Annotated in this window: 27 protein-coding genes; 13 read left to right on the top strand and 14 right to left on the bottom strand. The window is 65.6% G+C overall.

Features of this window, described 5'->3' with window-relative positions:
* Positions 1-29: 29 nt before the first annotated feature.
* Positions 30-1010, bottom strand: coding sequence for a sialic acid TRAP transporter substrate-binding protein SiaP (locus LZD57_RS09060; RefSeq protein WP_233719298.1), 981 nt, complete (start codon positions 1008-1010; stop codon positions 30-32).
* Between the two features lie 137 nt (positions 1011-1147).
* Entirely contained in the window at positions 1148-1891 is a 744-nt protein-coding gene (locus LZD57_RS09065) for an endonuclease/exonuclease/phosphatase family protein (RefSeq protein ID WP_233719299.1), read from the bottom strand.
* Positions 1892-2125: 234 nt separating this feature from the next.
* On the opposite strand from LZD57_RS09065, the gene LZD57_RS09070 reads away from it, so the two are divergent.
* The 3 genes from LZD57_RS09070 (at position 2126) to LZD57_RS09080 (ending at position 4203) form a co-directional block, all read left to right on the top strand.
* A complete protein-coding gene (locus LZD57_RS09070) occupies positions 2126-2329 on the top strand; it encodes a hypothetical protein (RefSeq protein WP_233719300.1) in 204 nt (67 codons plus the stop codon).
* 286 nt (positions 2330-2615) lie between these two features.
* Entirely contained in the window at positions 2616-3584 is a 969-nt protein-coding gene (pip, locus tag LZD57_RS09075; RefSeq protein ID WP_233719301.1) for a prolyl aminopeptidase, read from the top strand.
* A 157-nt stretch (positions 3585-3741) separates the two neighbouring features.
* Positions 3742-4203 carry a GFA family protein gene (locus LZD57_RS09080; RefSeq protein WP_233719302.1) on the top strand — a complete coding sequence of 154 codons (462 nt, stop codon included), beginning with the start codon at positions 3742-3744 and terminating at the stop codon, positions 4201-4203.
* A 130-nt stretch (positions 4204-4333) separates the two neighbouring features.
* Here LZD57_RS09080 and LZD57_RS09085 read toward each other — a convergent pair whose 3' ends face one another.
* Positions 4334-4783: a hypothetical protein gene (locus LZD57_RS09085; protein ID WP_233719303.1), complete on the bottom strand. Its 450-nt coding sequence runs from the start codon at positions 4781-4783 to the stop codon at positions 4334-4336.
* Positions 4784-5050: 267 nt separating this feature from the next.
* On the opposite strand from LZD57_RS09085, the gene rarD reads away from it, so the two are divergent.
* A complete protein-coding gene (gene rarD, locus LZD57_RS09090; protein WP_233719304.1) occupies positions 5051-5935 on the top strand; it encodes an EamA family transporter RarD in 885 nt (294 codons plus the stop codon).
* A gap of 31 nt (positions 5936-5966) precedes the next feature.
* Here rarD and LZD57_RS09095 read toward each other — a convergent pair whose 3' ends face one another.
* Together LZD57_RS09095 and LZD57_RS09100 are read right to left on the bottom strand one after the other, a co-directional pair.
* Entirely contained in the window at positions 5967-7451 is a 1485-nt protein-coding gene (locus LZD57_RS09095) for a hypothetical protein (RefSeq protein WP_233719305.1), read from the bottom strand.
* A 241-nt stretch (positions 7452-7692) separates the two neighbouring features.
* Positions 7693-9243 carry a bifunctional GNAT family N-acetyltransferase/carbon-nitrogen hydrolase family protein gene (locus tag LZD57_RS09100; protein ID WP_233719306.1) on the bottom strand — a complete coding sequence of 517 codons (1551 nt, stop codon included), beginning with the start codon at positions 9241-9243 and terminating at the stop codon, positions 7693-7695.
* Between the two features lie 292 nt (positions 9244-9535).
* On the opposite strand from LZD57_RS09100, the gene LZD57_RS09105 reads away from it, so the two are divergent.
* Positions 9536-10165 carry a YceI family protein gene (locus tag LZD57_RS09105; protein WP_233719307.1) on the top strand — a complete coding sequence of 210 codons (630 nt, stop codon included), beginning with the start codon at positions 9536-9538 and terminating at the stop codon, positions 10163-10165.
* 166 nt (positions 10166-10331) lie between these two features.
* Here the strand turns inward: LZD57_RS09105 and LZD57_RS09110 are convergent, their stop codons facing one another.
* The 6 genes from LZD57_RS09110 to LZD57_RS09135 form a co-directional block, all read right to left on the bottom strand.
* Positions 10332-11480, bottom strand: coding sequence for a GGDEF domain-containing protein (locus LZD57_RS09110; RefSeq protein WP_233719308.1), 1149 nt, complete (start codon positions 11478-11480; stop codon positions 10332-10334).
* A gap of 366 nt (positions 11481-11846) precedes the next feature.
* Positions 11847-12449 (bottom strand): LOG family protein, encoded by a 603-nt coding sequence (locus tag LZD57_RS09115; protein WP_233719309.1) that lies wholly within the window; start codon positions 12447-12449, stop codon positions 11847-11849.
* Positions 12450-12521: 72 nt separating this feature from the next.
* Positions 12522-13133 (bottom strand): histidine phosphatase family protein, encoded by a 612-nt coding sequence (locus LZD57_RS09120; protein WP_233719310.1) that lies wholly within the window; start codon positions 13131-13133, stop codon positions 12522-12524.
* Positions 13134-13253: 120 nt separating this feature from the next.
* Positions 13254-14075 (bottom strand): enoyl-ACP reductase FabI, encoded by an 822-nt coding sequence (gene fabI, locus LZD57_RS09125; RefSeq protein ID WP_233719311.1) that lies wholly within the window; start codon positions 14073-14075, stop codon positions 13254-13256.
* Between the two features lie 123 nt (positions 14076-14198).
* Entirely contained in the window at positions 14199-15161 is a 963-nt protein-coding gene (locus LZD57_RS09130) for a DnaJ C-terminal domain-containing protein (RefSeq protein ID WP_233719312.1), read from the bottom strand.
* A 178-nt stretch (positions 15162-15339) separates the two neighbouring features.
* Positions 15340-15747: an RT0821/Lpp0805 family surface protein gene (locus LZD57_RS09135; RefSeq protein ID WP_233719313.1), complete on the bottom strand. Its 408-nt coding sequence runs from the start codon at positions 15745-15747 to the stop codon at positions 15340-15342.
* A 66-nt stretch (positions 15748-15813) separates the two neighbouring features.
* On the opposite strand from LZD57_RS09135, the gene pdxH reads away from it, so the two are divergent.
* From pdxH to LZD57_RS09160, 5 genes are all read left to right on the top strand, one after another.
* Entirely contained in the window at positions 15814-16434 is a 621-nt protein-coding gene (gene pdxH / locus LZD57_RS09140; protein WP_233719314.1) for a pyridoxamine 5'-phosphate oxidase, read from the top strand.
* A gap of 99 nt (positions 16435-16533) precedes the next feature.
* A complete protein-coding gene (locus tag LZD57_RS09145) occupies positions 16534-16758 on the top strand; it encodes an aa3-type cytochrome c oxidase subunit IV (protein ID WP_233719315.1) in 225 nt (74 codons plus the stop codon).
* 65 nt (positions 16759-16823) lie between these two features.
* On the top strand, positions 16824-18008 hold the full coding sequence (locus LZD57_RS09150) for a Re/Si-specific NAD(P)(+) transhydrogenase subunit alpha (protein ID WP_233719316.1): 1185 nt from the start codon (positions 16824-16826) through the stop codon (positions 18006-18008).
* The gene (locus LZD57_RS09155; RefSeq protein WP_233719317.1) at positions 18008-18430 is read left to right on the top strand and encodes a proton-translocating transhydrogenase family protein; all 423 of its coding nucleotides are present in this window, start codon (positions 18008-18010) and stop codon (positions 18428-18430) included. Before LZD57_RS09150 ends, LZD57_RS09155 begins: the two co-directional genes overlap by 1 nt.
* A 13-nt stretch (positions 18431-18443) precedes the next feature.
* Positions 18444-19844 (top strand): NAD(P)(+) transhydrogenase (Re/Si-specific) subunit beta, encoded by a 1401-nt coding sequence (locus tag LZD57_RS09160; RefSeq protein ID WP_233719318.1) that lies wholly within the window; start codon positions 18444-18446, stop codon positions 19842-19844.
* Positions 19845-20006: 162 nt separating this feature from the next.
* Here LZD57_RS09160 and LZD57_RS09165 read toward each other — a convergent pair whose 3' ends face one another.
* Positions 20007-21188, bottom strand: a complete 1182-nt coding sequence (locus tag LZD57_RS09165) for a hypothetical protein (RefSeq protein ID WP_233719319.1) — start codon at positions 21186-21188, stop codon at positions 20007-20009.
* 281 nt (positions 21189-21469) lie between these two features.
* Between LZD57_RS09165 and LZD57_RS09170 the strand changes: the two genes are divergently transcribed.
* The 3 genes from LZD57_RS09170 to LZD57_RS09180 all read left to right on the top strand — a co-directional run bounded on the left by LZD57_RS09170 (position 21470) and on the right by LZD57_RS09180 (position 23969).
* Positions 21470-22054 carry a nitroreductase family protein gene (locus tag LZD57_RS09170; protein ID WP_233719320.1) on the top strand — a complete coding sequence of 195 codons (585 nt, stop codon included), beginning with the start codon at positions 21470-21472 and terminating at the stop codon, positions 22052-22054.
* Positions 22054-22677 (top strand): flavin reductase family protein, encoded by a 624-nt coding sequence (locus LZD57_RS09175; protein ID WP_233719321.1) that lies wholly within the window; start codon positions 22054-22056, stop codon positions 22675-22677. The genes LZD57_RS09170 and LZD57_RS09175 overlap by 1 nt, the downstream gene beginning before the upstream one ends.
* 164 nt (positions 22678-22841) lie before the next feature.
* Positions 22842-23969, top strand: a complete 1128-nt coding sequence (locus LZD57_RS09180) for a DUF2336 domain-containing protein (protein ID WP_233719322.1) — start codon at positions 22842-22844, stop codon at positions 23967-23969.
* A 92-nt stretch (positions 23970-24061) separates the two neighbouring features.
* Here LZD57_RS09180 and LZD57_RS09185 read toward each other — a convergent pair whose 3' ends face one another.
* Together LZD57_RS09185 and fae are read right to left on the bottom strand one after the other, a co-directional pair.
* The gene (locus LZD57_RS09185) at positions 24062-24835 is read right to left on the bottom strand and encodes an NAD kinase (protein ID WP_233719323.1); all 774 of its coding nucleotides are present in this window, start codon (positions 24833-24835) and stop codon (positions 24062-24064) included.
* A 305-nt stretch (positions 24836-25140) separates the two neighbouring features.
* Positions 25141-25650, bottom strand: coding sequence for a formaldehyde-activating enzyme (fae, locus tag LZD57_RS09190; RefSeq protein WP_163463509.1), 510 nt, complete (start codon positions 25648-25650; stop codon positions 25141-25143).
* Positions 25651-25730: the final 80 nt, after the last annotated feature.

Below are 25730 nucleotides of genomic sequence, written 5' to 3' on the forward strand. Positions count from 1 at the left end.
CCCCCGTGACAAGACGCGTCAGAGACGCATCATTCGATCGCCTGCAGCCGGTCGTAGGTCGCCTGGTCCCAGCTGGCATCCGGGCCGTTGTGCAGCTTCACCGTGGCCTCCCGGAAGGGCTTGCGGTCGACCTCGTTGACCGCCACGCCCTGATCACGGAACCACTGCACGAGGTCCTTCTCGTTCTTGATCACCTGTTCCGTGGCACAGGCGGCGGCGTCGTCGAGGATCTTTTCCAGCGCCGTCCGATCGGCCTCGTCCATGCCGCCCCATGTCGAGCCGGAGACGATGGTCAGAAGCGCGTCGGTGATGTGTCCGGTCAGGTTGATGTCCTTCTGGACTTCGTAGAACTTCTTCGCCTGGATCGTCGGCAGGGGGTTCTCCTGCGCGTCGACGGTGCCTTGTTGCAGTGCAAGGTATACCTCGGCGAAGGCGATGGGCGTCGGATTGGCGCCGACCGCCTTGGGAAACATCTGGTAGAGGGCCGCATCCGGCACCCGGATCTTCAGGCCGGCCATGTCCTCGGGCTTTTCGATCGGCTTGTTCGAGGTCACGTGCCGCTCGCCATAGTAGGTCAGCGAGGTGATGTGATTGCCGGTGGCCTCGTCGTAACCCTGCGACAGCTCCTGGAACAGGTCGGACGTCCGGTACTTGTCCCAATGGTCGAAGTCGCGGAACATGTAGGGCGCGCCGCCGATGGCGACCGGGCCGTAGGCTCTGCCGGCAAACAACTGGCCGGTATAGATGATGTCGACCGTGCCGAGGCTGAGACCCTCGTTGATGTCGGTCTCCTTGCCGAGCGAGGAGGCCGGATAGACCTCGATCGAATAGCGCCCCTCCGTCGCCTCCTTCAACTTGTCGGAGGCCGCGACGGCACAGGTGTTGTAAGGTTCGTTCGCCTCGTAGACATGGGCCCATTTCAGCACCGTCTCGGCCGAAGCCGGGCCGGCGAACGCCGTCGATGCCAGCAGCGCCACTCCCAGCGCCGCCGTCTTGCTTGCGTATGCCATGTAGTTCCTCCCTAACGTATACGCTGAAGAACCATCTTATTGACTGACGCAGCGAGCGCAATGGCAAACGTCAGGGGATGTCTGACATTCGGCAGGGGGGCGTGGCGGGCACAGCGGCGACGGCTGCCGGCCCGTGCTCAGGCGTGGGACACGAGCGGGCGAACGTGCCTGCCGGCGGCTTCGCTGCCGGGAAAGGTGACGTCGGCATAGACCGGCAGGTGGTCGGAGGCTCCGCGCGAGCGGTTCGACACGTGAACGGCGGTCTCGATCAGGGTGACGTCGGGGCTGAGGATGATCCGGTCGAGAGCGCCGAGCGGCATGCGCGAGGGGAAGGAGCGTCCCGGCATGACGACCCGATGGGATCTGGCGAAGAGCCTGAGGCAGCGGCCGTCCGGGTTCCACTCGTTGAGATCGCCCATCAGGATCGTCGGCATGGCCGGTTCGAGGCGTTCGAGATGGGCGAGAACCGCCGCGGCCTGACGCCGCCGCCAGAGCCCCAGCAGGCCGAGATGCATGCCGACAACCCGCAGCCTCGCGTCACCGAGGGCGAGATCGACGATCGCAGCGCCCCGTGGTTCGAGCGCCGGAAGCGCCAGACAGGTGGTCTCGACGACCTCGATTCCTTCGCGCACGAGGATGGCATTGCCATGCCACCCGAGACTGCCGGGCCGCGCGCCGAGAGCGACCGGGACGTAGCGCGTGGCTTCCCGGATTGCCTGTCGCGGCAGGGACGAGGCGCGCGTGCCGAAGCGCCGGTCGACCTCCTGCAGGGCGACGACGTCCGCGTCGATCTCGCTGAGCACCGCCAAGGTTTCCAGCGGGCGCCGGCGCCAGTCGGTGCCGACGCTCTTGCGGATGTTGTAGGAGGCGACACGGAGCATCGACTGGCTTCCTTCCTGTTCGGCGGTTGGCATAACACGCCTTTGCCGGGGTCCGTTCCGGAGCCGGCGGCATTCGTCCGCGCTCCGACAGACGATCCGGACCGAACGCGAAGCTGCTGACGATGCTCCCAAATCAATCGCCGGCCACCAATACGCAACTTGCAAATTCTTCTGGACTCCGCACGATCTCGGACCATAGAATTCCCTAGGGGAAGATGATAAGGGGGAGAGATCATGGAGACGAAAGCCCTTTCCGAAGCCATGGTCGTCGCCGCGAGCGAGAAAGCCATCTGGCTCCGGGGACGCAAGGCATTTCGCCTGCATGGGCTCGGCGCGCCGAATCCGTACCCGTCGGACGACGATCCTTCGAAGGAACTCTGGGAGGACGGTTTCAACTACGAGCGAGAATGGGCCGCAGAGCGGCAACCGCGGTTCTGACACCGGCCCGTTTTCCTCGCCGGCAGCGCCTTGCACCACGCGGCCTCGGCGCGGATGCCGGGGCCGAAACGCGAAACGTCGCGGGTCTTCGCCATTTCGCAGTCATCGCTCGGTCGGCGCCGCCGCTCGTTCCCGCGGCACGCCGTCGCGCGCGACGTGCGAGCCCGATCCGGCCGGGCGACGGTCCGTCGCGGCGCCAGCGGGCGCGCAATGCTCCGCGCGATGCTTCGTCTTGATGGGTCTCGGCGGCTTTCGGCTCGGCGACGTTCGGTGCTATGGCGCCCCTATGACAGCGCGCAAACCCTATCCGCCGATCGAGCCCTTCCGCATGGGCCGGCTCGCCGTCGGCGCCGGACACGAGATCTATTTCGAAGAATGCGGCAACCCGGCGGGCCGGCCGGTGGTGTTTCTGCACGGCGGGCCCGGTAGCGGCACGTCGGCCCAGCATCGGCGGCTGTTCGATCCGGCCCGCTATCGGATCGTTTTGCTCGATCAGCGCGGCTGCGGGCGCTCGACGCCGCTCGGTTCGCTCCAGGCCAACACCACCTGGCATCTCGTCGACGATCTCGAAAGGCTGCGCAAACACCTCGAAATCGAGCGCTGGCTGTTGTTCGGCGGCTCCTGGGGGGCGACGCTGGCGCTCGCCTATGCCCAGGCCCATACCGATCGCGTGTCCGGGCTGATCTTGCGCGGCATCTTTTCCGGCCGGCGCTCGGAACTCGACTGGTTCTACGAATGGGGCGCCAACCGGCTGTTCCCCGATCACTGGGAGAACCTCGTCGCACAGATCCCCGAAGCGGAACAGGAGGACCTGATCGCCGCCTACCGCCGGCGCCTGACCGACCCCGACCGCACGGTGCGGGCGAGGGCGGCGGAGGCATGGACGGCCTGGGAAGCGGCGACGGTGATGGTCCGCTCGGCCAATCCGCCGACGCACGCAACGGGGGGGAACGTCTCCGAGGGGCAGATCGCCTTTGCCCGGATCGAGAACCACTATTTCTTCCACGAGCTCTGGCTCGAAGAGGGGCAGCTCCTCGCCGGCATGGACCGCCTCGCCGAGATCCCCGGCGTCATCGTCCAGGGGCGCTACGACGTCGTCACCCCGGCGATCACCTCCTGGCAGTTCGCCCAGGCCTGGCCGAAGGCGGACTACCGGCTGGTGGAGGCCTCCGGACATGCGTTCGCCGAACCGGCAATTCTGGCGGAGCTGCTTCGGGCGACGGACGACTTCGCCGATAGATTACCGGGACCGTGAGACCTCCGCGGTCGGTGCGAGGGGCATTGCGGACATGCCGCTTCCCGGCGCGGAGCGTGAGACCGCCGCCAAAGCGTGCTCCGGCTTCTCTTCGGCTCGGGCCGGACCTATAAAACCTGCCGAAGCCGACAGATCGGCGGATTGCGGGAGATGCTCGATGACGACGTTCACCGGCGGGTGCCAATGCGGGGCCGTGCGCTTTCGCTGCGAGATCGAGGCGGAGACCGCCAGCATCTGCCATTGCCGCATGTGCCAGAAGGCTTTCGGCTCGTTCTACGCGCCGCTCGTCCACGCTCGCGCCGGTACGCTCTTCTGGACCCGCGCCGAGCCGAAGCGCTTCCGGTCTTCGAATTATGCCGTCCGGGGTTTCTGCCCTGAATGCGGGACACCGCTGACCTACGAGACGGCGGAGGCCTCCTCCATCGCCATCGGTGCCCTCGACGATCCGGGCGCCGTCAGGCCGAACGCCCAGGACGGCATCGAAGGAAAGATCGCTTATGTCGACGCGATGCCTTCGCTTCCCGGACGGGCGACGGACGACGATCCCGAGATGGCCGGGGCGATTGGAAAGATCGTCAGCTACCAGCATCCGGACGCGCCGTCGCCGGACGAGGCGTGACGCGGGCCGGGAAGCAGACGGTAGCTGACCGATGATTGCGTCGGTGTCAGAACGACTTGTGTGACTTCCTTCATGTCGTGCCGGATGCGCCGACACGTCGTGAAGGCGGCCTCGACGCGCGGCGTCTGGCTCAGTCGTCGCCCTGAAACTCCTCGAAGACGAGACGGGCATTGCCGCTGTTCTCGGAATATCCCGTGACCCGGCAGCTGCCTTTCGCGCGGATGGGCGCAGCGCCCGTGAGATAGATGGTGCCGCCGCCCGTCGCGGGTCCGGCGACGTTGTAGGCCGCAGGCTCGCATCCCTGCCGGAAGACATAGGCGACGCCGGCAAGGCCACGGCCCTCGAAGCGGCCGCGGAAGAGGACCGTGCCGGGACGGACGCCGTGTTTGGCAAGACCGCGTTTGGGGGTCTCGTAACGGATCGTGACCCGGCCGCCGCTGTCGTCGAGGCGCATGAGCGAGCCGTTGTGATCGTAAAGGTCGTAGGCGACGGCGGGGACGGTCCCGACCATCAGGCCGGCGGCGAGGGCGGCGGCCGAAAGGGCGAGCCTGGCGCAACGGATGCTGGTTCTCGACGGCATCGCGGAGATTTCCTTTTCGTGCATACGCCCCGCAGATGCCCTTAGGGCAGATTGCAGCTGGGAGAAATCCGGCTCGCGAAGAATTGTAACGCAAGGCCGCCGCCGGCCGCACGACCCTCGCGGGACCACGGCGCGCGAACGGATGGCTTGCGCGAACGGCAAACCCATCAGAATTCTTGATGGCAAGATCACGGGAAATCGGGCTGAAGCACACGGTCCGGTCTGCTAGGGCTGCGCCGATATGCTCCCGCCGCAGAAGGTCCGTCCATGCAATCTTCCCAGGGCGAAAGTCGCCAGGGTCTCGTCTATGCCCTTTGTGCCTACGGCGCGTGGGGCTTCGTCATGCCGGTCTTCATGAAGATGCTGGCGCATGTCTCGCCGGTCGAGGTGGTGGCGCACCGGATCGTCTGGGCGCTGCCGATGGCCGTCGCGATCCTCCTCTGGCAGGGGACGTTCCGCCATGCGCTGGGCCATCTCCGCGAGGTCCGCACCCTGGCCCTCGCGACCCTCACGGCCACGCTGATCTCGGTCAACTGGGGCACCTACGTCTATGCCATCGGCTCCGGCCAGGCCATCGACGCGGCGCTCGGCTACTACATCAATCCGCTGGTCAACGTCGCGCTGGCGGCGATCTTTCTCGGCGAGCGGCCGACGCGTCTCCAGGGGGTGGCGATCGCGCTGGCGGCCATCGGCGTCGCCATCCTGACGGTGAAGGCCGGCGGCTTGCCCTGGATTTCGCTGGTCGTGGCGATGAGCTTCGGCACCTACGGGCTGTTGCGCAAGACGGTCCCGGTCGGCGCCACGGAGGGGTTCTTCCTCGAAGTGGCGATCCTGGTCGTCCCGTCGATCGTGTTCGTCGCGCTGTTCGTTCCCGAAACGCATTTCCTCGTGGACGGCTTCGAGACCGCGCTGCTCTTCGCCGCCGGCCCGCTCACCGCCGTGCCGCTCATCCTCTACGCCGCCGGCGCGCGGCTCCTCCACTTCACCACGATCGGCATCCTGCAATACATCGTGCCGACGCTCCTGTTCTTCACGGCCGTGTTCCTGTTCGGCGAGCCGTTCAGCGGCTGGCAACTCTTCGCCTTCGCCTTCATCTGGTCGGCGCTGGCGATCTATACGTGGTCGCTGCTGAGGCCGCGAAGGCGTACATAAACCGACAGCGTAGATATCTTCATCGTTAGGATCATCGGCTAACTGATCCAAATGCGGAAATCGCCCGTTCGTATGAGGCTGCGATGCATTGGTTGCTTAGCAAGCAACTGTTGCGGGAGACCATCGTTTGCTTGGCAATGGCGCGCGCTTGGATCGGGTTGACCGCCTTTGCGGCTAAGTATCGAGAGCCGTACTCGGCATCCAAACTAGAAAGGATGGTGTCAGAGCAAATGTATACTTCAATCTTGGTTGATGCACCAGCGCACCATCCGGGTCGCGGCGTATCGGAGGCTCGATTGGGAACGATATCCCTATTCAGTGCCGAACTCGACCCAGACATGTCCAGTAGTTCAGTCAATAGGGTATTTGCGGGAAGTCCTAGAAAGAATATCGGCAGATTCTGCGGGCCATTCGTATCATTGATCTCGGTCCCGTAAAAATCGCCAGAATTCTTCGCTCCGCCGTAATTTCGATATTGAGCGAACAAACAGAGCTCCGCGCGATCTCGTATATTTTGGTCGTCAGGACCCACCACCCCGGGACTTGGAAACAGAATCCACTTGGACGGGAAATCGTTCTCCCCACCTCGATAAACCAGAAAACCAGGAGATTCAGCGTAAAACGCCGGTCCTAGCCGGGTTGCCAGAAATCGAAAAAACGCAAGAGTTTCATCACCCTGGTAGGCAGAATCACTTCTTGCATCAATTTGGCTAAGTAGGAAATCCGCGCCACGCGCAGCTGTATTAGGGATAAACGACTGTATACTATCCATCATTTTGAAAGATAACTGGCGGAGCCGACCCGAATATATCATTTTTTTGTATTGATCAAAGGAAAAATATGTGTCTCCGTTTCGAGAAAACGTCGTACCAAGTGCGAGATATGCGGATCTTCCTTTGCCCCAATGACTTAGGTTGAAACACGCACGCAGTAGCTGCTCAGCGGATGGTTCAACTGAAAGATTGGTATCAACGAGCAGCTTTGCTCCGATCAAATTAGCCTTCTCGACGGTATCAATGTAGTAAAATCCGTTCTTATCAGCGTGCATCAAATTCGCGGCGAACCACATTGGAATGCGATATCGTGCGAACGTTGCCAACATTTGTTGAGCGACTGCGAAGGCCTTCACAAATGCGTTTGTCATCTCGAAAGAAGAAAAATTTCCGCCGCGATCAACGGGGAAAGGAGCATGGAATCCGAGAATTGCGCTTGGCGCCAATCGTCTGTCGGTATGTGGGTTATCAAGGCTGTGACCATCTGGCCTCGCCCCTCCGAGCCATATGAGGGCACAGGCAGAAACGCATCTTTCTCCGTCTCGAACCGTTGTTGTAATCATCGCATCATGGATGTACTCCATGATGCGAAGGGCTTCGTAAAAATCTCCCCCAGGACTATTTAAGTATATATTTTCGCAAAGAATGGCGTTATCACCATTGTCATTCTTGTAACCACTCGTCCTTCTTCCAATATAATCGGATATTACTTGAAGATCGCCAGCGCTGATCTTCCCAGACAAGACGCACGACATCGGTGGATCGTTCAGGCAGTACTCGCAGGAAAATCCTCCGTCCGTGTGAATTGAAAGTTCGACACCGCCGGCTGATGACGTCATAAAAAATATGAGAATGTATAACGCCCGCCGATACTTCTCTGTTTGGCACAAAAACATAGGTTGTCCTAACGACTGCGCTCGACATAACCTATATACCATAGTGGAAGTTTTGGGCAAATGATGATTGCGTGGTCGTCGGGTCGGATCACCCCCCGTCCGACCAGCGGGTGCGATAAAGATCCAGCCGCCGGTCGCGGAAGTTGCGGACGGAGCCTTCGTAGCGGGCCCAGGACAGGGTCGAGAGGTTGAGGTCGGCGACGGCGACCATCTCGACGTTCTCCGAGGTCTCCGCCGCGATGCCGTCACGGGCGAAGGGAAAGTCGCATGGGGTGAAGATGGCGGACTGGGCGTATTCGATGTCGAGATTGTCGACGTTGGCGAGATTTCCCGTCATGCCGCTCGTCACGACGTAGCACTGGTTCTCGATCGCCCGCGCCTGGCAGCAGTAGCGAACCCGCAGATAGCCGTGCCGGGTGTCGGTGTTGAACGGCACGAAGAGGATACGCGCGCCCTGGTCGCAGAGGCGGCGGGCGATCTCGGGGAATTCGGAATCGTAGCAAATCATGATGCCGACCGGGCCGCAGTCGGTCTCGATCACGTCGATCGGGTCGCCGCCCTGGATGTGCCAGTACTGGCGCTCGTTCGGCGTCGGGTGGATCTTCTCGCGGGCATGCACCGAGCCGTCACGTAGGAAGGCATAGCCGACGTTCTGGATCTCGCCGTCGTCGGTGCGCGTCGCATGACTGCCGCCGATGATGTTGATGTTGCGGCGGATCGCCATCTCGGTCAGCCGCTCGACGAATTCCGAGGTGTGTTCCGTCAGCCGCGCGATCGCCGCCTCGGGCTTCAGCTCCTCCGGCTCGGCGGAGAGCAGCATCAGCGTGAAGAGTTCCGGGAAGACCACGAAGTCGGCGTCGTATTCGGCTGCCACCTCGACGAAATATTCGACCGCGTCGTAGAACTCCCTGGTCGTCGCCATCTTCTTCGCTTCCATCTGAACCGTGACGATGCGCACGACGTCGGGATTGGAGCGATTGACCGGCTGCTTGGCCTGTTCGGGATCGTAATAGGGGTTCTGCCAGACCATCAGCACGCCGTGGCCGCCCGAAGCGGTGTCGAGCGGGTAGTAGTTCTTCAGGAGGAATTCCGGTTCGAAGCCGGCCTTGAGATGAAAGGACGCGACCGGATCGGTGAGTTCGTTCTTGCGCACCGCCTCGAGATAGGCCTCGGGCGTGCCGTATTTTCGGGCGTGGCGCTTGTAGCCGGGCAGGCGGCCGCCGAAGGCGATGCCCTTCAGGTCGAGGTCCATGCACAGCCGGCGGCGCGCGTCGTAAAGCCGCTTGCCGATGCGAAGCCGCCGCCGCTCCGGATCGACGCAGACTTCGATGCCGTAGAGCCAGTCTCCCTTGCGGTCGTGCATCGCCGCATAGCCGCCGCCCGTGACCTCGGCCCAGGAGTGCTGCTTCATCACCTTGGCCTCGGGCAGGATCATCGTCGCGGCATAGCCGACGATCTCGTCTTCGTAGACGACAACGAACTGGCCTTCCGGAAAGGCCGAGAGCTGGCCCATGACCATGCCGCGCGTATAGGGCGCTTCGTCCTTGAAGACCTTGGCCGACAGGGCGATGATGGCGGAAACGTCCTTGGTCGTCGCAGTGCGGACTTCGATCTTCGGGGTCGAACGCTTCTCGGCCATGGGCAGGGGAATTCCTCATTCTTCGAAAAACAAGCGGGACGGATAGCCATGCGGCTCCGTCCCGTGGCCTTGAGATAGGCGCGGCAGCGGCTCGCGCAAGCGCAAGGGCAGGGGCGCCCGATCCTACGGCTGCGCGAAGGTGACGAAATCATGCGCAGCGATGAACAAACCGTCACGCAGGATTGCGCGTCGGGCGGGTTTCTTTCTGCCGCGTCCCCGGTAGCTTCTTCGGCGAGCCGCTGCCGGGGTTTCGGCCGCCGCACGGCCAAGTTCGCAACGGCAAGGAGCCTTCATGCGGTCAATCGTCCCCGCCCTCGTTCTCGGCCTCTCGGCATCGGTCCTCTCGGCACCTGCGCTGGCGACGTCCGCCGCCGCGCAGACCATCGACATCGACGCCGGAACCTACGTCAACGATCCGCTGCACACCAACGTCTTGTGGAAGGTCTCCCATTTCGGCCTCTCCACCTATATCGGCCGCTTCGCGGACATTTCGGTGACGCTCGAACTCGACCCCGACGACGTGACCCGGTCGAAGCTGACGGCAAACGTCGATCCGGCCTCGGTCGACACGCATTATCCCGCCGACGACAAGAGCTTCGACGACGAGATCGAAAGCGAGATGTTCCTCGACGCGGCGAAGTTTCCCGAAGCCAAATTCGTCTCCAAGTCGGTCGAGGTGACCGGCGACAAGACCGGCCGGGTGACCGGCGACCTGACGCTGCACGGCCAGACCCACGAGGAGACGATGGACGTCACCTACAACACGGTTGTGAAGCCGCATCCGGTCTCCAAGCTGCCGACCGTCGGTTTTTCGGCGACGATGACCTTCGACCGCACGAAATACGGCATCGAGACCTTTGCCGGTCCCGTCGGCAAGGACGTCACGCTCGAAATCGAGGCGGAGTTCGTGCCGAAGACGTGACGCCGGCTGGCGACGCTGCCGGCGCGATCGTCCGCCGACCGTTCCGCGCCGCCGCCGTCGCTCCGGGCCCGGCACCTGGGCTCTCGCAGGCTGCCGGCCCGAGCCGCCGGCCAGCGGGGGCGGTGCACCGCCCCCGTCCGCTCGAAAAGCGCCATTCGCGAGGCGATCAGGCGCCGACGGCCATCGTCCCCCGCCGCAGCCTGGAAACCCGAGGGGTGGAGGCAACGTCGAATGCCTGGACGCGGTTGCGGCCCCGACGTTTCGCTTCGTACAGCGCCTCGTCCGCCTGATCGAAGATGCGGGCGAAGCGAGTGTCCCCGCCTCTGGCCGTTGCGACGCCGGCGCTGATGGTGATCCGCTCGTACTGGAGTTCCATGAGGGCGCCGTGACGTTCCACCGCCGAGCGGATGCGCTCGGCGATCATGAGTGCCGCATGATCGTCCGTTCCGGGCAGCGCCAGCATGATCTCTTCGCCGCCAAAGCGGGCCGCAAGGTCGTCGGCTCGAAGATGGAGGCGGACGACCTCGGCCACCCAGACGAGGATCGTGTCCCCGGTGGCATGGCCGAGCGTATCGTTCACGCGCTTGAAATTGTCGATGTCGAACAGGATGACGGACAGCGGCCTCGCCGCCGTTCGGGCCTCGTCGAGCAGGGCAGCGACCCGGCGATCGAACTCCCGCCGGTTGGCCAGTCCGGTCAGCGGATCGGTGCCGGCCTCGACGACGAGGCGAGTGTTCCGATCGTGGGTCTGCCACGCCTGCAGCATGACCGGGCCGAGGATCATGACGCCGAGCGTATTGGCGAGGGTGAGAGGAATCACGACGTTCAGAAATATCGCGGCGGCCTCGTCGATCGGAACGACGAGGAAACAGAGAAGCGGAATGTTGGCGGACAGTCCCAGCGCCAACAGGGAGCGCGGGGAAGTCGGACCGTCGTCCGGCCGCGCGAAACGCGCGAAGAGGAGGCCGATCAGCGTCACGGCGACGATGCTGGCAGCACCCGCATAGGCTCCGTCACCCCCGGCAAGCAGCCGCATCGTCACGGTCATCGCCGCCGCGATCACGGCGCCGGGGACACCGCCGAAGAAGGGGGCGAGCACCAGGATCACGGCCCTGACGTCGGTGAAGAGGCCCGGTGCGACCTGCAAGGTGTTGGCAAGCGCCAGGCACCCGCCGACACCGAAGAGGACGCCCGTCGCGACGCTTCGCAACGGCGGACGTTCCACGAATCTGAGCACGTAGCCGTAGAGAAGTGCGATCAGCGCGAAGATGCCGAAGGAATTGCAGACACTGAGAAGGAATTCGCCGGCCGGCATCGATCTCGAGTCCCCCTAGGTGGCTCCTCCGGAACATCGCCAGAAAGCGATGCTCACACCCCCTCGTTCAGAACAGCAGCCGTGTCGACCGAGCCATCGGTCCGACGAGAGCCGATGTGTCCGAAAGTCGGATGTAAATCAAGTCCGATTTCCGGGGCCGGGAATCGGTTTTTCTTACTTGCAGATGCGATCTCGGTCGCAATCGATCTGAGATTGCCGCAACATCACGAAAGATCGGCGCTGAAGAGCGGCTGGTCGAACTCTCCGACAATCATGGCCGAGGATTTGCCGGTTCGGCATCGCCGTCCGCTCCGCCCTTCGGCGAAATCGCGTTCGACCGCGGCTTCGCGACGGGAGTGCTTGGCCCTACATCCGCGCGATGATTTCGCCGCGTCCCTCGTCCTTCGCCGTGCCATGCCGCAGCAGGGCGGGGACGATCTCCCCGACGTCGTCGATGACGATCGGCTTCACCTTCTCCGCCGAATGGAGAAAGCCTTCCTCGCTCATGTGATCGAACAGCCGGGCGAGGGGGTCCCAGAAACCGTCGATGTTGGCGATGACGACGGGCTTCTCGTGCTGGCCGAGCTGGCCCCAGGTCATGATCTCGACCAGTTCCTCCAACGTCCCGATGCCGCCCGGCAGGGCGACGAAGGCGTCGGCGCGTTCGAACATCCTGTGTTTGCGCTCGTGCATGTCGGCGGTGACGATCAACTCGTCGAGGCGCTTCAGCTCGCGCTCCGTCGCCTCCATGTCGATCAGGAATCGCGGGATGATGCCGGTGACCTTGCCGCCGGCGGCGAGCACGGCGTCCGAGACCGCGCCCATGACGCCTTTGGTCCCGCCGCCATAGACGAGTTCCAGCCCGGCCTCGCCGATGCTCGTTCCGAGGTGGCGCGCGGCGGCGCTGTAGGATGGAATGCGGCCGGGCGAGGAGCCGCAGTAAACGCAGACGGATCGAATCGTGCTCATGCAATGAAGGTCCGACGCTGAAGCCAAGAAATCAAGTTCGCCGATCGGAGGAGACGGGGCGGGAAGCCCCGCTCACACCCATTCGAGCCGGCCGCGCGCGACGTGCAGCACCCGGTCTTGGGGGATGTCGGTCCGCACCGCCTCGTCTCCCGGCACCCCGGCATAGAGGGCGAGAAAGCTGCGCGTGATTCCGCCATGGGCGACGAGGATCGTCGGGGCGTCGAGCGACTCGAACACCGGCCGGACCCGCTCGGCGAGCATGGCATAGGATTCGCCCTTCTCACCCGGAGGGAGGAACCCCCATTTGTCCGCCTTGCGGCGCCTGATGCCTTCCGGGTCGGACTGGCGGAGCTCGTCCATGCTCGATCCCTGCCAGTCGCCGAAGCCGACTTCGACGAGCCGGTCGTCGGTGGCGAAGTCTTCGGGGGGGAGGCCGATCTCCCCGCGGATCAGCCGCATGGTTTCCATGGCGCGGCCGAGAGGGCTCGCCAGATAGCGAAACGTCTCGGCGCGCTCGCCGAGAATGTTGCTCAGATAGCGGCCGTTGCGCCGGGCCTGGGCCTGGCCGAGCGCATTGATCGGAACCTCGACCTGGCCCTGCAGCCGTCCCTCGGCATTCCAGTCGGTCTGGCCGTGCCGGGCGAGGTAGAGTTCCGGCAGGCTGCGCAGCGATGCTGTGTCCATGGTCGCGTCCGATCTCCGCGCCGGCCCTCGCCGCAGCGGGCGGTCCGCTGGGGCGAGGGCGGAAGTGGGTGAAGAAGGGCCTCTCGCAACGCCGGCCCGCGCGCTCGCGCCCGAGCTCCGTCAGCTGTCCTTGACGACCGAGATGTCGGGCGCGTCGACGGCCTTCATGCCGACGGTATGATAGCCGCAGTCGACGTGATGGACCTCGCCGGTGACCCCGCGCGACATGTCCGAGAGGAGATAGAGCGCCGACTGGCCGACCTCGTCGATCGTCACGGAGCGCTTCAGGGGCGCGTTGTACTCGTTCCACTTCAGAATGTAGCGGAAGTCGCCGATGCCGGAGGCGGCGAGCGTCTTGATGGGGCCCGCCGAAATCGCGTTCACCCGGATCGCCTGCTTGCCCAGATCGACGGCAAGGTAGCGCACGGAAGCCTCCAACGCCGCCTTGGCGACGCCCATGACGTTGTAGTGCGGCATCACCTTTTCGGCGCCGTAATAGGTCAGGGTCAGGATCGAGCCGCCGTCGGTCATCAGCTTCTCGGCCCGGGCGGTGATCGAGGTCAGCGAATAGACGGAGACGTCCATCGTCTTGCGGAAGTTTTCGCGGCTGGTTTCGACGTAGCGGCCGGTGAGTTCGTCCTTGTCGGAAAAGGCGATGGCATGGACGACGAAGTCGAGGCCGCCCCACTGCGATTCGACTTCGGCGAAGACCGCGTCGACGGTGGTCTCGTCGGTGACGTCGCAGTGGCCGGCGAGGAAGGCGCCGAGTTCCTCGGCAAGCGGTGCGACGCGTTTCTTCAGGGCGTCGCCCTGGTAGGTGAGGGCGAGTTCCGCGCCCGCGTCGGCCAAGGCCTTGGCGATGCCCCATGCGATCGAACGGTTGTTGGCAACCCCCATGACCAGGCCGCGCTTGCCGGCCATCAAACCGTTCGGTCGATCCATGGCGCCCTATCCTCCAATGGATATTTGATAATTCGTCGTGCGGGCGGGGTATGGCACAGAGGGGATGGGGCTTCAAGCACGGGGGCGGGCACGGGCACGGGCGAAGAGCCTGCGCCAGAGCCGTCAGCTGCCGGTCGGCGCCTTGGCGCGCTGGCGCATCAGCGCGGCCAGTTCTTCGTCCCGGTCGGGCAGCACGATTTCCGCCCTCAGATAGAGGTCGCCGCGGCCGCCTTCCTTGGTGGTCAGCCCCTTGCCCTTGAAGCGAAAGGTCTTGCCCGAATTGGTCCAGGCCGGAACGTTGAGCGCCACCCGGCCGTCGAGCGTCTCGACCTCGAGCCGCCCGCCGAGGACGGCGGTCTCGAGCGGCACTTCCACCTCGCAGCGCAGGTCGCGACCGTCGATCCGGAACCGGCGGTGGGGGGTGATGCGGATGGTGATCAGCGCATCGCCCGGCTCGCCGCCGGCGGGGGCGGGCTGGCCCTGGCCGCGCAGCCGGATGGTCTGGCCGTCCTCGACGCCCATCGGCAGGCGGATCGCGAGCTTCCGGCCGGAGGCGAACGCCACCTCCACTTTTTCGTTCGAGACGACGTCCTGAAGGTCGATGGACAGATTGGCGGCGATGTCGGAGCCCTTCGAGGCAGCCTTCTTGGCGCCGGAAAAGCCTCCGCTGGCGCCCGAGCGACGCGCCCCACCCGCGCCACCGCCGAAGGCGCCTTCGAAGAGGCTGGAAAAGATGCTGTCGGCATCGAAATCCTCGGCCTTCGTCGAGGACCGGTATTCGAAGCCGCCCGGCCGGGCGCGACCGCCGCCGAAGGGGCCGCTGCCCCCGAACGGATCTCCGCCGGCAAAGCCCTGGAACTTCGGCTTTCCCTCGGCGTCGATCTCGCCGCGATCGAACTGGGCGCGCTTGTCCTTGTCGCCGAGGATCTCATAGGCCTGATTGGCCTCGTTGAAGCGGCCGGCGGCGGCCGGATCGTTCGAATTGGCGTCGGGATGGTACTTCTTCGCCAGCTTGCGAAAGGCCGATTTGATCTCCTTGTCGCTCGCCGACTTCGCGACGCCGAGCACGGCGTAGGGATCGCGCATAGGCTGTCAGTTCCTTCATGATCGCATGCGTGGGGGGACGGCGCGTCCGCGCACCGTCAGGATCTTAGCCTATATGATCGTCCCCGCGGCGAAATTGAAGGTCACCGGGTCGCCGGCAGCGCGGTTCGGCGGCTTTTTTGAACGATCCGGGTGGCAGCCGGCGATTCGATCGCAAGCCTCAGCGCTTGGCGAACTCGATCAGCGCCCATTCGCCGGCACCGATCGTGCAGGCGCGCCCCTGGTAGAGCGCGATTCCATCGAAACGCTGGCGCGAGGTCTCGAAGGAACGGCAGATGCTGTCGCCGTCGCGCTGCTGGTTCAGGGCGGTGATGACGCCGCTCGAACCGGTTTCGGGGTTGGACCAGGAGAAGCGGCCCTTGCCCTTGTCGATGTCCGCGGCCGAGACGGCGTTGCGAACGATGCGCAGATCCGAATCGTCGCCGCTGTCGGCAATTTTCGTCGGCGCCTTGACGGAGCCGGTGATGGTGGGATCAAGCAGCGTATCGTCGACGCTCGGTCCGGCGACGACGCAGCCGCCCAGACCTGCCGTCAGGACCAGAAGGCATATCGTCTTGTAGGGCAGCATCGATCTCATATTTCGTTCAACTCGGCGAACTGAAGCCTTGCCGTGGATTCCGAGGCACTATCACAAATGACAGACCAACCTTTAACACTCGATGAAACGGACGTCGGCGCGGACCCGTTCGCCTTCTTCGCCGGCTGGCTCGAAGAGGCCGGCGAAAGCGAGATCAACGACCCGAACGCGATGGCGCTCGCGACCGTCGACGAGAACGGCATGCCGGACGTGCGGATCGTCCTCCTGAAGGGCTTCGACGAGCGCGGCTTTGCCTTCTACACCAATTTCGAGAGCGCCAAGGGGCGGCAGATCCTGAAGGCCGGCAAGGCGGCGCTGTGCTTCCACTGGAAGAGCCGTCGCCGGCAGGTGCGCCTGCGCGGGACGGTCGAGGTCGTCGGCGAAGCCGAGGCCGACGCCTATTACGCTTCCCGTCCCCGCGGCAGCCGGGTCGGCGCCTGGGCCTCGCAACAGTCGCGTCCGCTCGAGAGCCGGGCGAGGCTGGTCGCCGAGGTCGAGCGCTACCAGGAACGGTTCGGCGAGGGCGAGATCGCGCGGCCGCCGCACTGGTCGGGCTTCCGGCTGATGCCGCTGTCGATCGAGTTCTGGCAGGACGGCGCCTTCCGGCTGCACGACCGGATCGTCTTCACCCGGACCGCGCTCGAAGCCGCCTGGACGATCGCGCGGCTCTATCCCTGACTCGCATCTTCTCGCATCGCCGCCGATGCGCATGACCCTGCGTTGCCAGGGCCGCGCGCATTCGGTATGTGCGAGAGCGTCACAGGAGTGGAGGGCTGGATGGCCGGGGAAGTCAAAATCGATTTGTCGCATGCTGCCGAGATGGACTATCCGGAGCACGAGAAGACCTACGGTCTGTTCATCGCCCTGTTCAAATGGGGCTCGCTGGGCATCGTCGCCCTGCTGCTCGGCATGATGGTCGGCCTGATCATGGGCAGCGGCGTCATCGCTTCCGTCCTCACCTTCGTCGTCGTTCTCGTCGTCGGCTATCTCGCCTTGCGCTGACGCGGACGCGAAAGCCCGCTGAAAGACGGGCCGAGCGAGACGTGGGGCGAGGGAGGAGCCGACACATGAAGATCTACGTTCCGAGGGAAACGGCCGAGGGCGAGAGCCGCGTCGCGGCCTCGCCGGATACCGTCAAAAAACTCGCCGCCAAGGGTGCGGACGTCGTCGTCGAAAGCGCCGCCGGCGCGCGCTCGCGGATCACCGACGCGGCGTTCGAGGAGGCCGGCGCGACGATCGGCGCGATCAACGATGTCGGGTCCGCCGACGTCGTCCTGAAGGTGCGGCGGCCGACGGCGGAGGAAGCCGCCTCCTACGGCGCGGGCACCGTCGTCATCGCCATCATGGATCCTTACGGCCAGGACGAAGCGCTGGCGGCGATGGCCGATGCCGGGCTCACGGCCTTCGCCATGGAACTGATGCCGCGCATCACCCGGGCGCAGGTGATGGACGTCCTGTCCTCCCAGGCGAATCTGGCCGGCTACCGCGCGGTGATCGACGCCGCGCACGAGTTCGACCGCGCCTTTCCGATGATGATGACCGCGGCGGGCACGGTTCCCGCCGCCCGCGTCTTCGTCATGGGCGTCGGCGTCGCCGGCCTTCAGGCGATCGCCACGGCCCGCCGCCTCGGCGCGGTGGTGACGGCGACGGACGTCCGACCGGCCACCAAGGAGCAGGTCGAATCGCTCGGCGCGAAGTTCATCGCCGTCGAGGACGAGGAGTTCAAGGCGGCCGAGACCGCCGGCGGCTACGCCAAGGAAATGTCGAAGGCATATCAGGCCAAGCAGGCCGAACTCGTCGCCGCCCACATTGCCAAGCAGGACATCGTCATCACCACGGCGCTGATTCCCGGGCGGCCGGCGCCCCGCCTCGTTTCGAAGGACATGGTGGCCTCGATGCGCCCCGGTTCGCTGCTGGTCGATCTCGCGGTGGAGCGCGGCGGCAACGTCGAGGGATCGAAGGCCGGCGAGATCGTCGAGGCCGGTCCGGCCCGCATCATCGGCTACACCAACGTCTCCGGCCGCGTCTCGGCCAGCGCCTCGCTGCTCTACGCCCGGAACCTCTCGGCCTTCCTCGAGACGATGATCGACAAGGATTCCGGCGCGCTGAAGATCGACTTCGACGACGAACTGGTGAAGGCGACGCTTCTGACGCGGGACGGCAAGGTCGTGCACCCGAACTTCGCGCCGAAGGCGAGCGCGGAAGATGACGGAGCGGCCAAGAACGACAAGAACGCCGGGGGAGGCGAGTGATGGGCAACGAGACCGCGCAGGATACGCTGCAGCGCCTCAACGATGCGGGCGCGGCGATCAACGAGGCGCGCAGCGGCGTCGAGCGGATGATCGGCGAAGGCTACGGGCACGTCGCCGAGGCGGCCGCGCATACCGGCGCCGACCCGTTCGTCTTCCACTTCGCGATCTTCATCCTGGCGATCTTCGTCGGCTACTACGTCGTCTGGTCGGTGACGCCGGCGCTGCACACGCCGCTGATGTCGGTGACCAACGCGATCTCCTCGGTGATCGTCGTCGGCGCGCTGCTCGCCGTCGGCCTCTCGGCCTCGGGTCTTGCCACCACCTTCGGCTTCGTCGCGCTGATCCTCGCCTCGGTGAACATCTTCGGCGGCTTCCTGGTCACCCAGCGCATGCTGGCGATGTACAAGAAAAAGTCGAAGTGAGGCGGTAGCGATCATGTCCGAATCCACCGCCGCCTTCCTCTACCTCGTCTCCGGCGTCCTGTTCATCCTGGCGCTGCGCGGCCTGTCGCACCCGACCACCAGCCGTCAGGGCAACGTGATGGGCATGGTCGGCATGGCGATCGCCGTGCTGACCACGCTGTTCCTCGCCGAACCGTCCTTCGGCGGCCTTCTCCTGATCGTCGTCGGCATCGCCATCGGCGGCACCGCCGGCGCGGTGATCGCCAGGCGCATCGCCATGACGGCGATGCCGCAGCTCGTCGCCGCCTTCCACTCGCTCGTCGGTCTTGCCGCCGTGATGGTGGCGGCCGCCGCGCTCTATGCGCCGGAATCCATGGGGATCGGCACGATCGGCGCGATCCACGGCCAGGCGCTGGTCGAGATGTCGATCGGCGTCGCCATCGGCGCGATCACCTTCACCGGTTCGGTCATCGCCTTCCTGAAGCTCGACGGGCGGATGAGCGGCAAGCCGATCATGCTGCCCTCGCGCCATGCCATCAACATCGCGCTCGGCATCCTGCTCGTCGTCCTGGTGGTCTGGTTCGCCGCCTCCGAGAGCCACGTCCTGTTCTGGCTGATCGTCCTCGTCTCGCTCGCCCTCGGCGTCCTTCTGATCGTCCCGATCGGCGGGGCCGACATGCCGGTGGTCGTGTCGATGCTGAACTCCTATTCCGGCTGGGCGGCTGCGGGCATCGGCTTCACCCTGCAGAACCTCGCGCTGATCATCACCGGCGCGCTGGTCGGCTCGTCTGGCGCGATCCTCTCCTACATCATGTGCAAGGGGATGAACCGGTCCTTCGTCTCGGTGATCCTCGGCGGCTTCGGCGGCGACAGCGGCCCTGCCGGCGGCGAGGACATGGGCGACCGGACGATCAAGCAGGGCTCGGCGGAGGATGCCGCCTATCTGATGGCCAACGCCTCCAAGGTGATCATCGTGCCGGGCTACGGCATGGCGGTCGCCCAGGCCCAGCATGCGCTGCGCGAGATGGCCGACAAGCTGAAAGAGGCCGGCGTCGAGGTGAAATACGCCATCCATCCGGTGGCCGGCCGCATGCCCGGCCACATGAACGTGCTGCTGGCCGAAGCGAACGTTCCCTATGACGACGTCTTCGAACTCGAGGACATCAATTCGGAGTTCTCGCAGTCCGACGTCGCCTTCGTCATCGGCGCCAACGACGTGACCAATCCGGCGGCACGCGACGACAAGTCTTCGCCGATCTACGGCATGCCGATCCTCAACGTCGATCAGGCGCAGACCTGCCTCTTCGTCAAGCGCTCCCTCGGCTCCGGCTATGCCGGCATCGACAACACCCTGTTCTACAAGGACAATACGATGATGCTGCTGGCCGACGCCAAGAAGATGGTCGAGGACATCGTCAAGGCGCTCGACCGCTGAGGCGAGCCCGCCGATCCGGGCAGCCGCCGGCGGCGGTCGCCGCTGTGCCGCCGAGGCGGTGCCGGAGCATGATCCCGAAATGTCGGAGGGGCTTTCGGGAAAAAAGCATGTGCAAACGGGAAGATGGAGCGGGATGACGAGCCGAGCTCATCTCCTCTCGTCCTAGTCTCCCGATCCCGACAGGTCGTCCTCGGTGCTGGCGAGATCCGAGATGAGGACCTCGACGTCGGTATCGTGGCCGGCCGTGACGGTGAAGGGCCGCTGATAGACCTTGTTGTTGTTCTTCGCGACGATGACGTAGTCGCCTTCGGCCAGGACCATGGTCGGGAAGGCCCCGACGCTCTGACGGATCAGATCGCCCGATGCCGTGGTGATGGTCCAGGCGGTGTCGGCGATCGCCTCGCCGCCATGGTCGCGGACGAGCTTCATCGTCAGGAGCGCCGCCCGCTGGGTCAGAGTCGCCTCGGTGAGCTTGCCGGCCTCGACCCGGATGTCGGCGCGAACCACCGCGTTGGCGGTGCCGTAGTGCGAGACGATCTGGTACGATCCGGCATTCAGCCGCACCACCTTTTCGGGCGGCACGTCGCTGGCGACCAGCTTGTGTTCGGAATCGTCGTCCTCGCCATCGGCATAGACGTCGAAGGTCAGTCGTCCGGCCGGCGGCTTGCCCTCGTCGCCGACGACGGCGTTGAGCTTCAGCCCGCCGGCATCGAGGATCACCGTCTGCTGGGTCTTCAGCCCGGTGAAGTCGATGCGCTCGACGATGCCCGCCCGGCCGAAGCCGACATGCAGGATGTAGGTGCCCGGCGAGACCTCGAAGTCGGGCCTCGGGCTTTCCGACGAGGCGACCAGCGAAGAACTGCCGTCGATCGAGGGGACGGCCGAGAACAGTCGCCAGATCAGGCCGTTGGGGATCTCCGGCCCGCCTTCGGAGAGGGTCGCCCGCAATGACAGCGTCTCGCGCCGGCGCATCAGGTTCTGGGTCGGCCCGACGGCCGGCGGCGCATAGGCCGGCAGGCCCGGCAGATCGATCGTCGGGGCCTCCAGGAGGCCCGGCCTGTTCGGCAGCGCGATCGGTTCGAAATGGCGCAGGGGGCGGGCTCCCGGAGCGCCGACCTCGTCGCCTTTCGGCAGGAGGTCCACGGCGGACGGCGAGGCGTAGGCGCCGGGCCTTTCCGGCTTGCCGCCAAAGATCTCGCCGAGACCGCCGAGGAACCCCTTGTCGTCGCCGCCGTCCGGCTGCTGCGCCATCGCGGGCAGGGCAGCGGCGTCCAGCATCACGAGCAGGGCGAGGAGCCCCGTCTTCGAGCGGCAGAAACGTCTCGACGGGCCGCCGCAGGTCACGCCGCAACCCCTCGATCAGAGACAAACCGAGTCTGCGTGGCGGAACGTCGTTCCGCCACGGCCACACGCCGCCAAAAAACAACTGGATCGCCGGACCGCGGTCGCGGCACGATCGAGAGCATTTCCCCCATGAGTCCAGTGTTGACCGCAAATGATCGACGAATTCAAGGCAAGCCGCGGCTTTTCCCGATGCGCGCAAGGGCGTGCCTCGGGAGGGGCGGAATTGCAATGTTTCGCGGGGCGGCCTAGCTCTGCGGCGACACGAGCGGAGACATGACGTTTTGACCGAAGCGACCCACCTTCTCGCCACCCGGCGTTCGATTCCGATCCCGATGCTTGCCGAGCCCGCGCCGTCGGGCGAGGAACTCGACCGCATCCTCACCATCGCCGCCAGGGTGCCGGACCACGGCAAGCTCGCGCCCTGGCGGTTCATTCTCTATCGCGGCGAGGCTGCCGCGGGAATCGGCCGGGCGCTGGCGAAACTCGTGGCCTCGCGCGAAGGCGAGCGGATGACCGAAACGCGGGAAAGGGTCGAGGCCGGGCGTTTCACCCGAGCGCCGCTCGTCGTCGGCATCGTCTCGACGGCCACGGAGCACGTGAAGATCCCGGTATGGGAGCAGCAGCTCTCCGGCGCCGCCGCGGCGATGAACCTCGTCAATGCGGTTCATGCCCATGGCTATGCGGCCAACTGGGTGACCGAGTGGGTCGCCTATGACGACGAGGCCAAGGCGATCCTCGGCATCGCGCCGGAGGAGCGGGTGGTCGGCTTCGTCCATGTCGGCACGCCCACCGAGCCGCCGTCGGAGCGCCCGCGCCCGGACCTTTCCTCAATCGTCACCGAGGCGGTGGCGCCGGAGGTCGAGTGATGCCGTTCTACACGACGGATACCAACGAGCACGGCCTGCCGCACGATCCGTTCAAGGCGATCGTCGCGCCTCGGCCGATCGGCTGGATTTCGACGCGCGCAAAGGACGGCGCGGTCAATCTGGCGCCCTACAGCTTCTTCAACGCGATCAGCGACCGGCCGAAGCTGGTGATGTTCTCCTCCGCAGGCATGAAGGATTCGGCGACCTTCGCGATCGAGAGCGGCGAGTTCGTCGCCAATCTGGCGACGCGAGACCTCGCCGAGAAGCTGAACAGGACGTCGGCCCCGGCGCCGCGCGGCGCCAGCGAGTTCGGCTTTTCCGGCCTGAGCGAAGCGCCCTGCCGCCTCGTCGCGGCGCCGCGCGTGGCCGAGAGTCCGGCGGCGCTCGAATGCAAGGTCACCCAGTGGTTCCACCCCGAAGGACTGAACGGGACGCGCTCGGAGAATACCGTCGTCATCGGCCAGGTCGTCGCCATCCACATCGACGAGAGGATCCTCAAGGACGGCATGGTCGACATGGCGCTCGCCGCGCCGCTCGCACGGCTCGGCTATCTCGACTATGCGGTCGCAGACGAAGTCTTCCAGATGCGGCGTCCGAAGCTGCCCGACGCTTCCGACGCCTGAGGGCGCCCGGCCATCCGACCCTCGGCTTCTCGGGCCCCGGCTCCGATGCCTCCGACGCGGTCGAAGTTTCCTTTGCGTGAACGGACATGGTGAACGAAAGCTAAACCTTTTGCCGCGATCATGGAGCCGTCCGAGCGGATCGAGGGAAGAGGGTTGCAGCGTCCATGATCGTCCAGCGTTTTGCCAAATGGGCCCGGGAAGCGAATACCAGGGAGCGTGCGGAGGCGGCGACGATGCTGGCCGAGGCGCTCGTCCACGGCGAGGCGCGGGGCGCCGACCGCGACACCATCGTCGCCTCGCTGACGCTGCTGCTCGATGATCCCGCGCCATCCGTGCGCCTCGCCATGGCGAAGGTGCTTTCCGCCGGCCGCAACGTGCCGCGGTCGCTCGTCTCCGCACTCGCTGCCGACGTCGCGCCGGTGGCAACCGAGATCGCCGGACGCAGCATGTTTCTTTCGACCGAGGATCTCGTCGATCTCGCAGCCGTCGGCTCGGCGGCGGCGCGGCGGGCGATCGCCGGGCGGCCGGTGGTGTCGCTGCCGGTCGCGGCGGTGATCGCCGAACTGGGCGAGCCCGAGGCCGCGCTTGCGCTGTGTTGCAACGACGGCGCGGCGATCGGCGATACGAGCTTCGACCATCTCGTCGACCGCTTCGCCGGCGATGGTCGGGTGCGCGAGGCGCTGCTCGGCCGGGGCGATCTGCCGCCGGTGATCCGCCACAGGCTGATGCTGGCGGTCCGGGACACGCTGGCGGGGTCGGGTCTTCTCGTCAATCTGTTCGGGGCGAAGCGGGCGGGGGTCGTCGCATTCGCGGCCGCCGAACGCGGCACCAACGTCCTCGCCGAGGCGCTGTCCAGCCGTCAGATGCCGAATTTCGGCGAATATCTGCGCGGCTCCGGGGCAGTGACGCCCTCGCTGCTGGTGCGGGTGGTGGCGACCGGGAACATCGAACTCTTCATCACGCTTCTCGCCAGCCTTTCGGGTCGCTCGGAGCGCCGGGTCGCCGGCATCGTCGGCGGCGGAAAGTCTCCGGCGCTGCGGGCTCTGGTCATCGAATGCGGCCTCGATGAGGGTCTCGCCTGCCTGTTCGGCGAGGCGGTCTCGCTCTGGCGCACCATCGCCAGAGGCGACAAGGCGTTGCGCCCCGCGGCCGTGCCCTCGCTGATCCTCGGCAGATTGAGCGCCACGGGCGCCAGCGGCCGGATCCCGCACGAGGCGTCGATGCTGCTGCGACGGCTCGCCGGCGAGGCGGAACGCGACGCTGTACGCGAGGCGGCGGCCGTCGCCGCCTGAGCCGACCCACCGCTGAGGCCGGCAGCGCCGAGGGGTCGACGCCACGGCTGCCGGATCGTCCCGGACGCGCCTACCGACCTTTGGCGGGGACGTCAGTAGCGGAACTGCTCCGTGAGGATGCGCTCGTCCCAGGAGTGATCCTGATCGAACAGGATGTAGCAGACGTCGCCGGCGGATTCGCGGATGGTGACGCTCTTCACCGACTTCACCTCGGTCGCGTCGGCGACGGCGTTCACCGGCCGCTTGCCGTCCTCGAGCGCTTCGATCGCCACTTCCTGGCGGTTGCGCAGAAGCGCGCCCCGCCACCGCCGCGGCCGGAACGGGCTGACCGGGGTGAGGGCGAGAAGCGGGGCGTCGATCGGCAGGATCGGACCCTGGGCGGAAAGGTTGTAGGCGGTCGAGCCGGTCGGCGTCGCCACCATGACGCCGTCGCAGACGAGTTCGTCGAGACGAACCTTGCCGTCGATCGAGATCCGCAGTCGCGCCGCCTGATAGGACTGGCGGAAGATCGACACCTCGTTGATCGCCAGTGCGCGGTGCTCGATGCCTTCGGCGTCGGTCGCGATCATCTCCAGCGGGCGGATGGCGTTTTCCACTGCCGCCGCCAGCCGCTCGCGAAGCCCGTCCTCGCGATAGTGGTTCATCAGGAAACCGATGGTGCCCTTGTTCATGCCGTAGATCGGCTGGGCGGTATCCATGAAGCGATGCAGCGTCTGCAGCATGAAGCCGTCGCCGCCGAGCGCGACGATGACGTCGGCCGTATCCACAGCGGCATTGCCGTAAAGAACCGACAGCCGCCGTGCCGCTTCCTGGGCAGCGGCGGTCTCGCTGGCGACGAAGGCGATGGAGCTGAACGGGCGGGACATCTTGAAAATTGCGCACCAACGAGGGGTGTTCGGTCTGCGGTGTCTAACCGCTCGGGAGGCAGCACGCCAGGCAGCGGGAATGGAGAGGCCGCTTGCGACGAGCCGCCCGCCTTAATCCCTGACGGGCGGGGACCCGGCGAGGCGAGCCCGCGCTTGTCCATTTCAGCCGAAAGGGGCCTTGCGGCCCCTTTCCCATCGAAGTCCCGTGAGAAGGCTTCCTACTGGAAGCCGAGCTTGGCGGCCAATCGCCGGAGAAGGCCGGCGGGCATCGCCGGCTTTTCCTCTTCCCCGGGATGGTCTCTTGTCTAGGCGCCGGCGAAGGGATGCGCGGCGGAACCCTTCTTGGAGACGACCTCGGCGGCCGTCGGCGTGCCCTTGATGGCGCGCTCGATGGACTCCATCACGGCCTGGTAGTTGTAGTCGCGGATCTTGGCGTCGTCCTCGGCTTCCCAGTGGATGAAGACGCCGACGCAGATGAACAGGTCGTCGGCCTCGGCAGCCGGAATGATGCCCTTTTCGACCGAGTCGGCGACGGCGCGCGCGACGGCGGTCTGGGCCGGTCCGAACATCTGGACGGCCTGCTTGGCGCCCTTGATGGTGACCTTGTTGAACATCACGGTGTTGGGCTTGCAGGGCAGGTTCGGCGCGACCACGGCGAGGAGGGTGGTGAAACCGTCCTTGTTGTTGGTCAGCGAGTTACAGAACGCCGCCTCGGCCGCGGAACCGCGGGGTCCGATGATGAGGTCGATATGGGCGACCTCGTTGCCTTCGCCGACGAGCGATTCGCCGACCATCACCTTGTTGATTGTCGCCATGAGCCATTCCTCCAAACTAGCGTTAGCTGATGCGTCCGGCGCTCGCCGGCCGCGTAAAGACGTTCCGATCCGAAGGAGGC

The organism is Jiella avicenniae (assembly GCF_021390325.1).
Lineage (GTDB): Bacteria > Pseudomonadota > Alphaproteobacteria > Rhizobiales > Rhizobiaceae > Jiella > Jiella avicenniae.

Excerpts from the sequence above, each read along its gene's own strand:
- LZD57_RS09070 (WP_233719300.1), top strand. The coding sequence starts at position 2,126 with ATGGAGACGAAAGCCCTTTCCGAAGCCATGGTCGTCGCCGCGAGCGAG.
- LZD57_RS09185 (WP_233719323.1), bottom strand. The coding sequence starts at position 24,835 with ATGTCCCGCCCGTTCAGCTCCATCGCCTTCGTCGCCAGCGAGACCGCC.
- LZD57_RS09180 (WP_233719322.1), top strand. The coding sequence starts at position 22,842 with ATGATCGTCCAGCGTTTTGCCAAATGGGCCCGGGAAGCGAATACCAGG.
- LZD57_RS09145 (WP_233719315.1), top strand. The coding sequence starts at position 16,534 with ATGGCCGGGGAAGTCAAAATCGATTTGTCGCATGCTGCCGAGATGGAC.
- fae (WP_163463509.1), bottom strand. The coding sequence starts at position 25,650 with ATGGCGACAATCAACAAGGTGATGGTCGGCGAATCGCTCGTCGGCGAA.
- LZD57_RS09150 (WP_233719316.1), top strand. The coding sequence starts at position 16,824 with ATGAAGATCTACGTTCCGAGGGAAACGGCCGAGGGCGAGAGCCGCGTC.
- LZD57_RS09085 (WP_233719303.1), bottom strand. The coding sequence starts at position 4,783 with ATGCCGTCGAGAACCAGCATCCGTTGCGCCAGGCTCGCCCTTTCGGCC.
- LZD57_RS09065 (WP_233719299.1), bottom strand. The coding sequence starts at position 1,891 with ATGCTCCGTGTCGCCTCCTACAACATCCGCAAGAGCGTCGGCACCGAC.
- pdxH (WP_233719314.1), top strand. The coding sequence starts at position 15,814 with ATGACAGACCAACCTTTAACACTCGATGAAACGGACGTCGGCGCGGAC.
- LZD57_RS09175 (WP_233719321.1), top strand. The coding sequence starts at position 22,054 with ATGCCGTTCTACACGACGGATACCAACGAGCACGGCCTGCCGCACGAT.
- rarD (WP_233719304.1), top strand. The coding sequence starts at position 5,051 with ATGCAATCTTCCCAGGGCGAAAGTCGCCAGGGTCTCGTCTATGCCCTT.
- LZD57_RS09135 (WP_233719313.1), bottom strand. The coding sequence starts at position 15,747 with ATGCTGCCCTACAAGACGATATGCCTTCTGGTCCTGACGGCAGGTCTG.
- LZD57_RS09115 (WP_233719309.1), bottom strand. The coding sequence starts at position 12,449 with ATGAGCACGATTCGATCCGTCTGCGTTTACTGCGGCTCCTCGCCCGGC.
- pip (WP_233719301.1), top strand. The coding sequence starts at position 2,616 with ATGACAGCGCGCAAACCCTATCCGCCGATCGAGCCCTTCCGCATGGGC.
- fabI (WP_233719311.1), bottom strand. The coding sequence starts at position 14,075 with ATGGATCGACCGAACGGTTTGATGGCCGGCAAGCGCGGCCTGGTCATG.
- LZD57_RS09105 (WP_233719307.1), top strand. The coding sequence starts at position 9,536 with ATGCGGTCAATCGTCCCCGCCCTCGTTCTCGGCCTCTCGGCATCGGTC.
- LZD57_RS09155 (WP_233719317.1), top strand. The coding sequence starts at position 18,008 with ATGGGCAACGAGACCGCGCAGGATACGCTGCAGCGCCTCAACGATGCG.
- LZD57_RS09110 (WP_233719308.1), bottom strand. The coding sequence starts at position 11,480 with ATGCCGGCCGGCGAATTCCTTCTCAGTGTCTGCAATTCCTTCGGCATC.
- LZD57_RS09120 (WP_233719310.1), bottom strand. The coding sequence starts at position 13,133 with ATGGACACAGCATCGCTGCGCAGCCTGCCGGAACTCTACCTCGCCCGG.
- LZD57_RS09060 (WP_233719298.1), bottom strand. The coding sequence starts at position 1,010 with ATGGCATACGCAAGCAAGACGGCGGCGCTGGGAGTGGCGCTGCTGGCA.
- LZD57_RS09100 (WP_233719306.1), bottom strand. The coding sequence starts at position 9,243 with ATGGCCGAGAAGCGTTCGACCCCGAAGATCGAAGTCCGCACTGCGACG.
- LZD57_RS09080 (WP_233719302.1), top strand. The coding sequence starts at position 3,742 with ATGACGACGTTCACCGGCGGGTGCCAATGCGGGGCCGTGCGCTTTCGC.
- LZD57_RS09160 (WP_233719318.1), top strand. The coding sequence starts at position 18,444 with ATGTCCGAATCCACCGCCGCCTTCCTCTACCTCGTCTCCGGCGTCCTG.
- LZD57_RS09130 (WP_233719312.1), bottom strand. The coding sequence starts at position 15,161 with ATGCGCGATCCCTACGCCGTGCTCGGCGTCGCGAAGTCGGCGAGCGAC.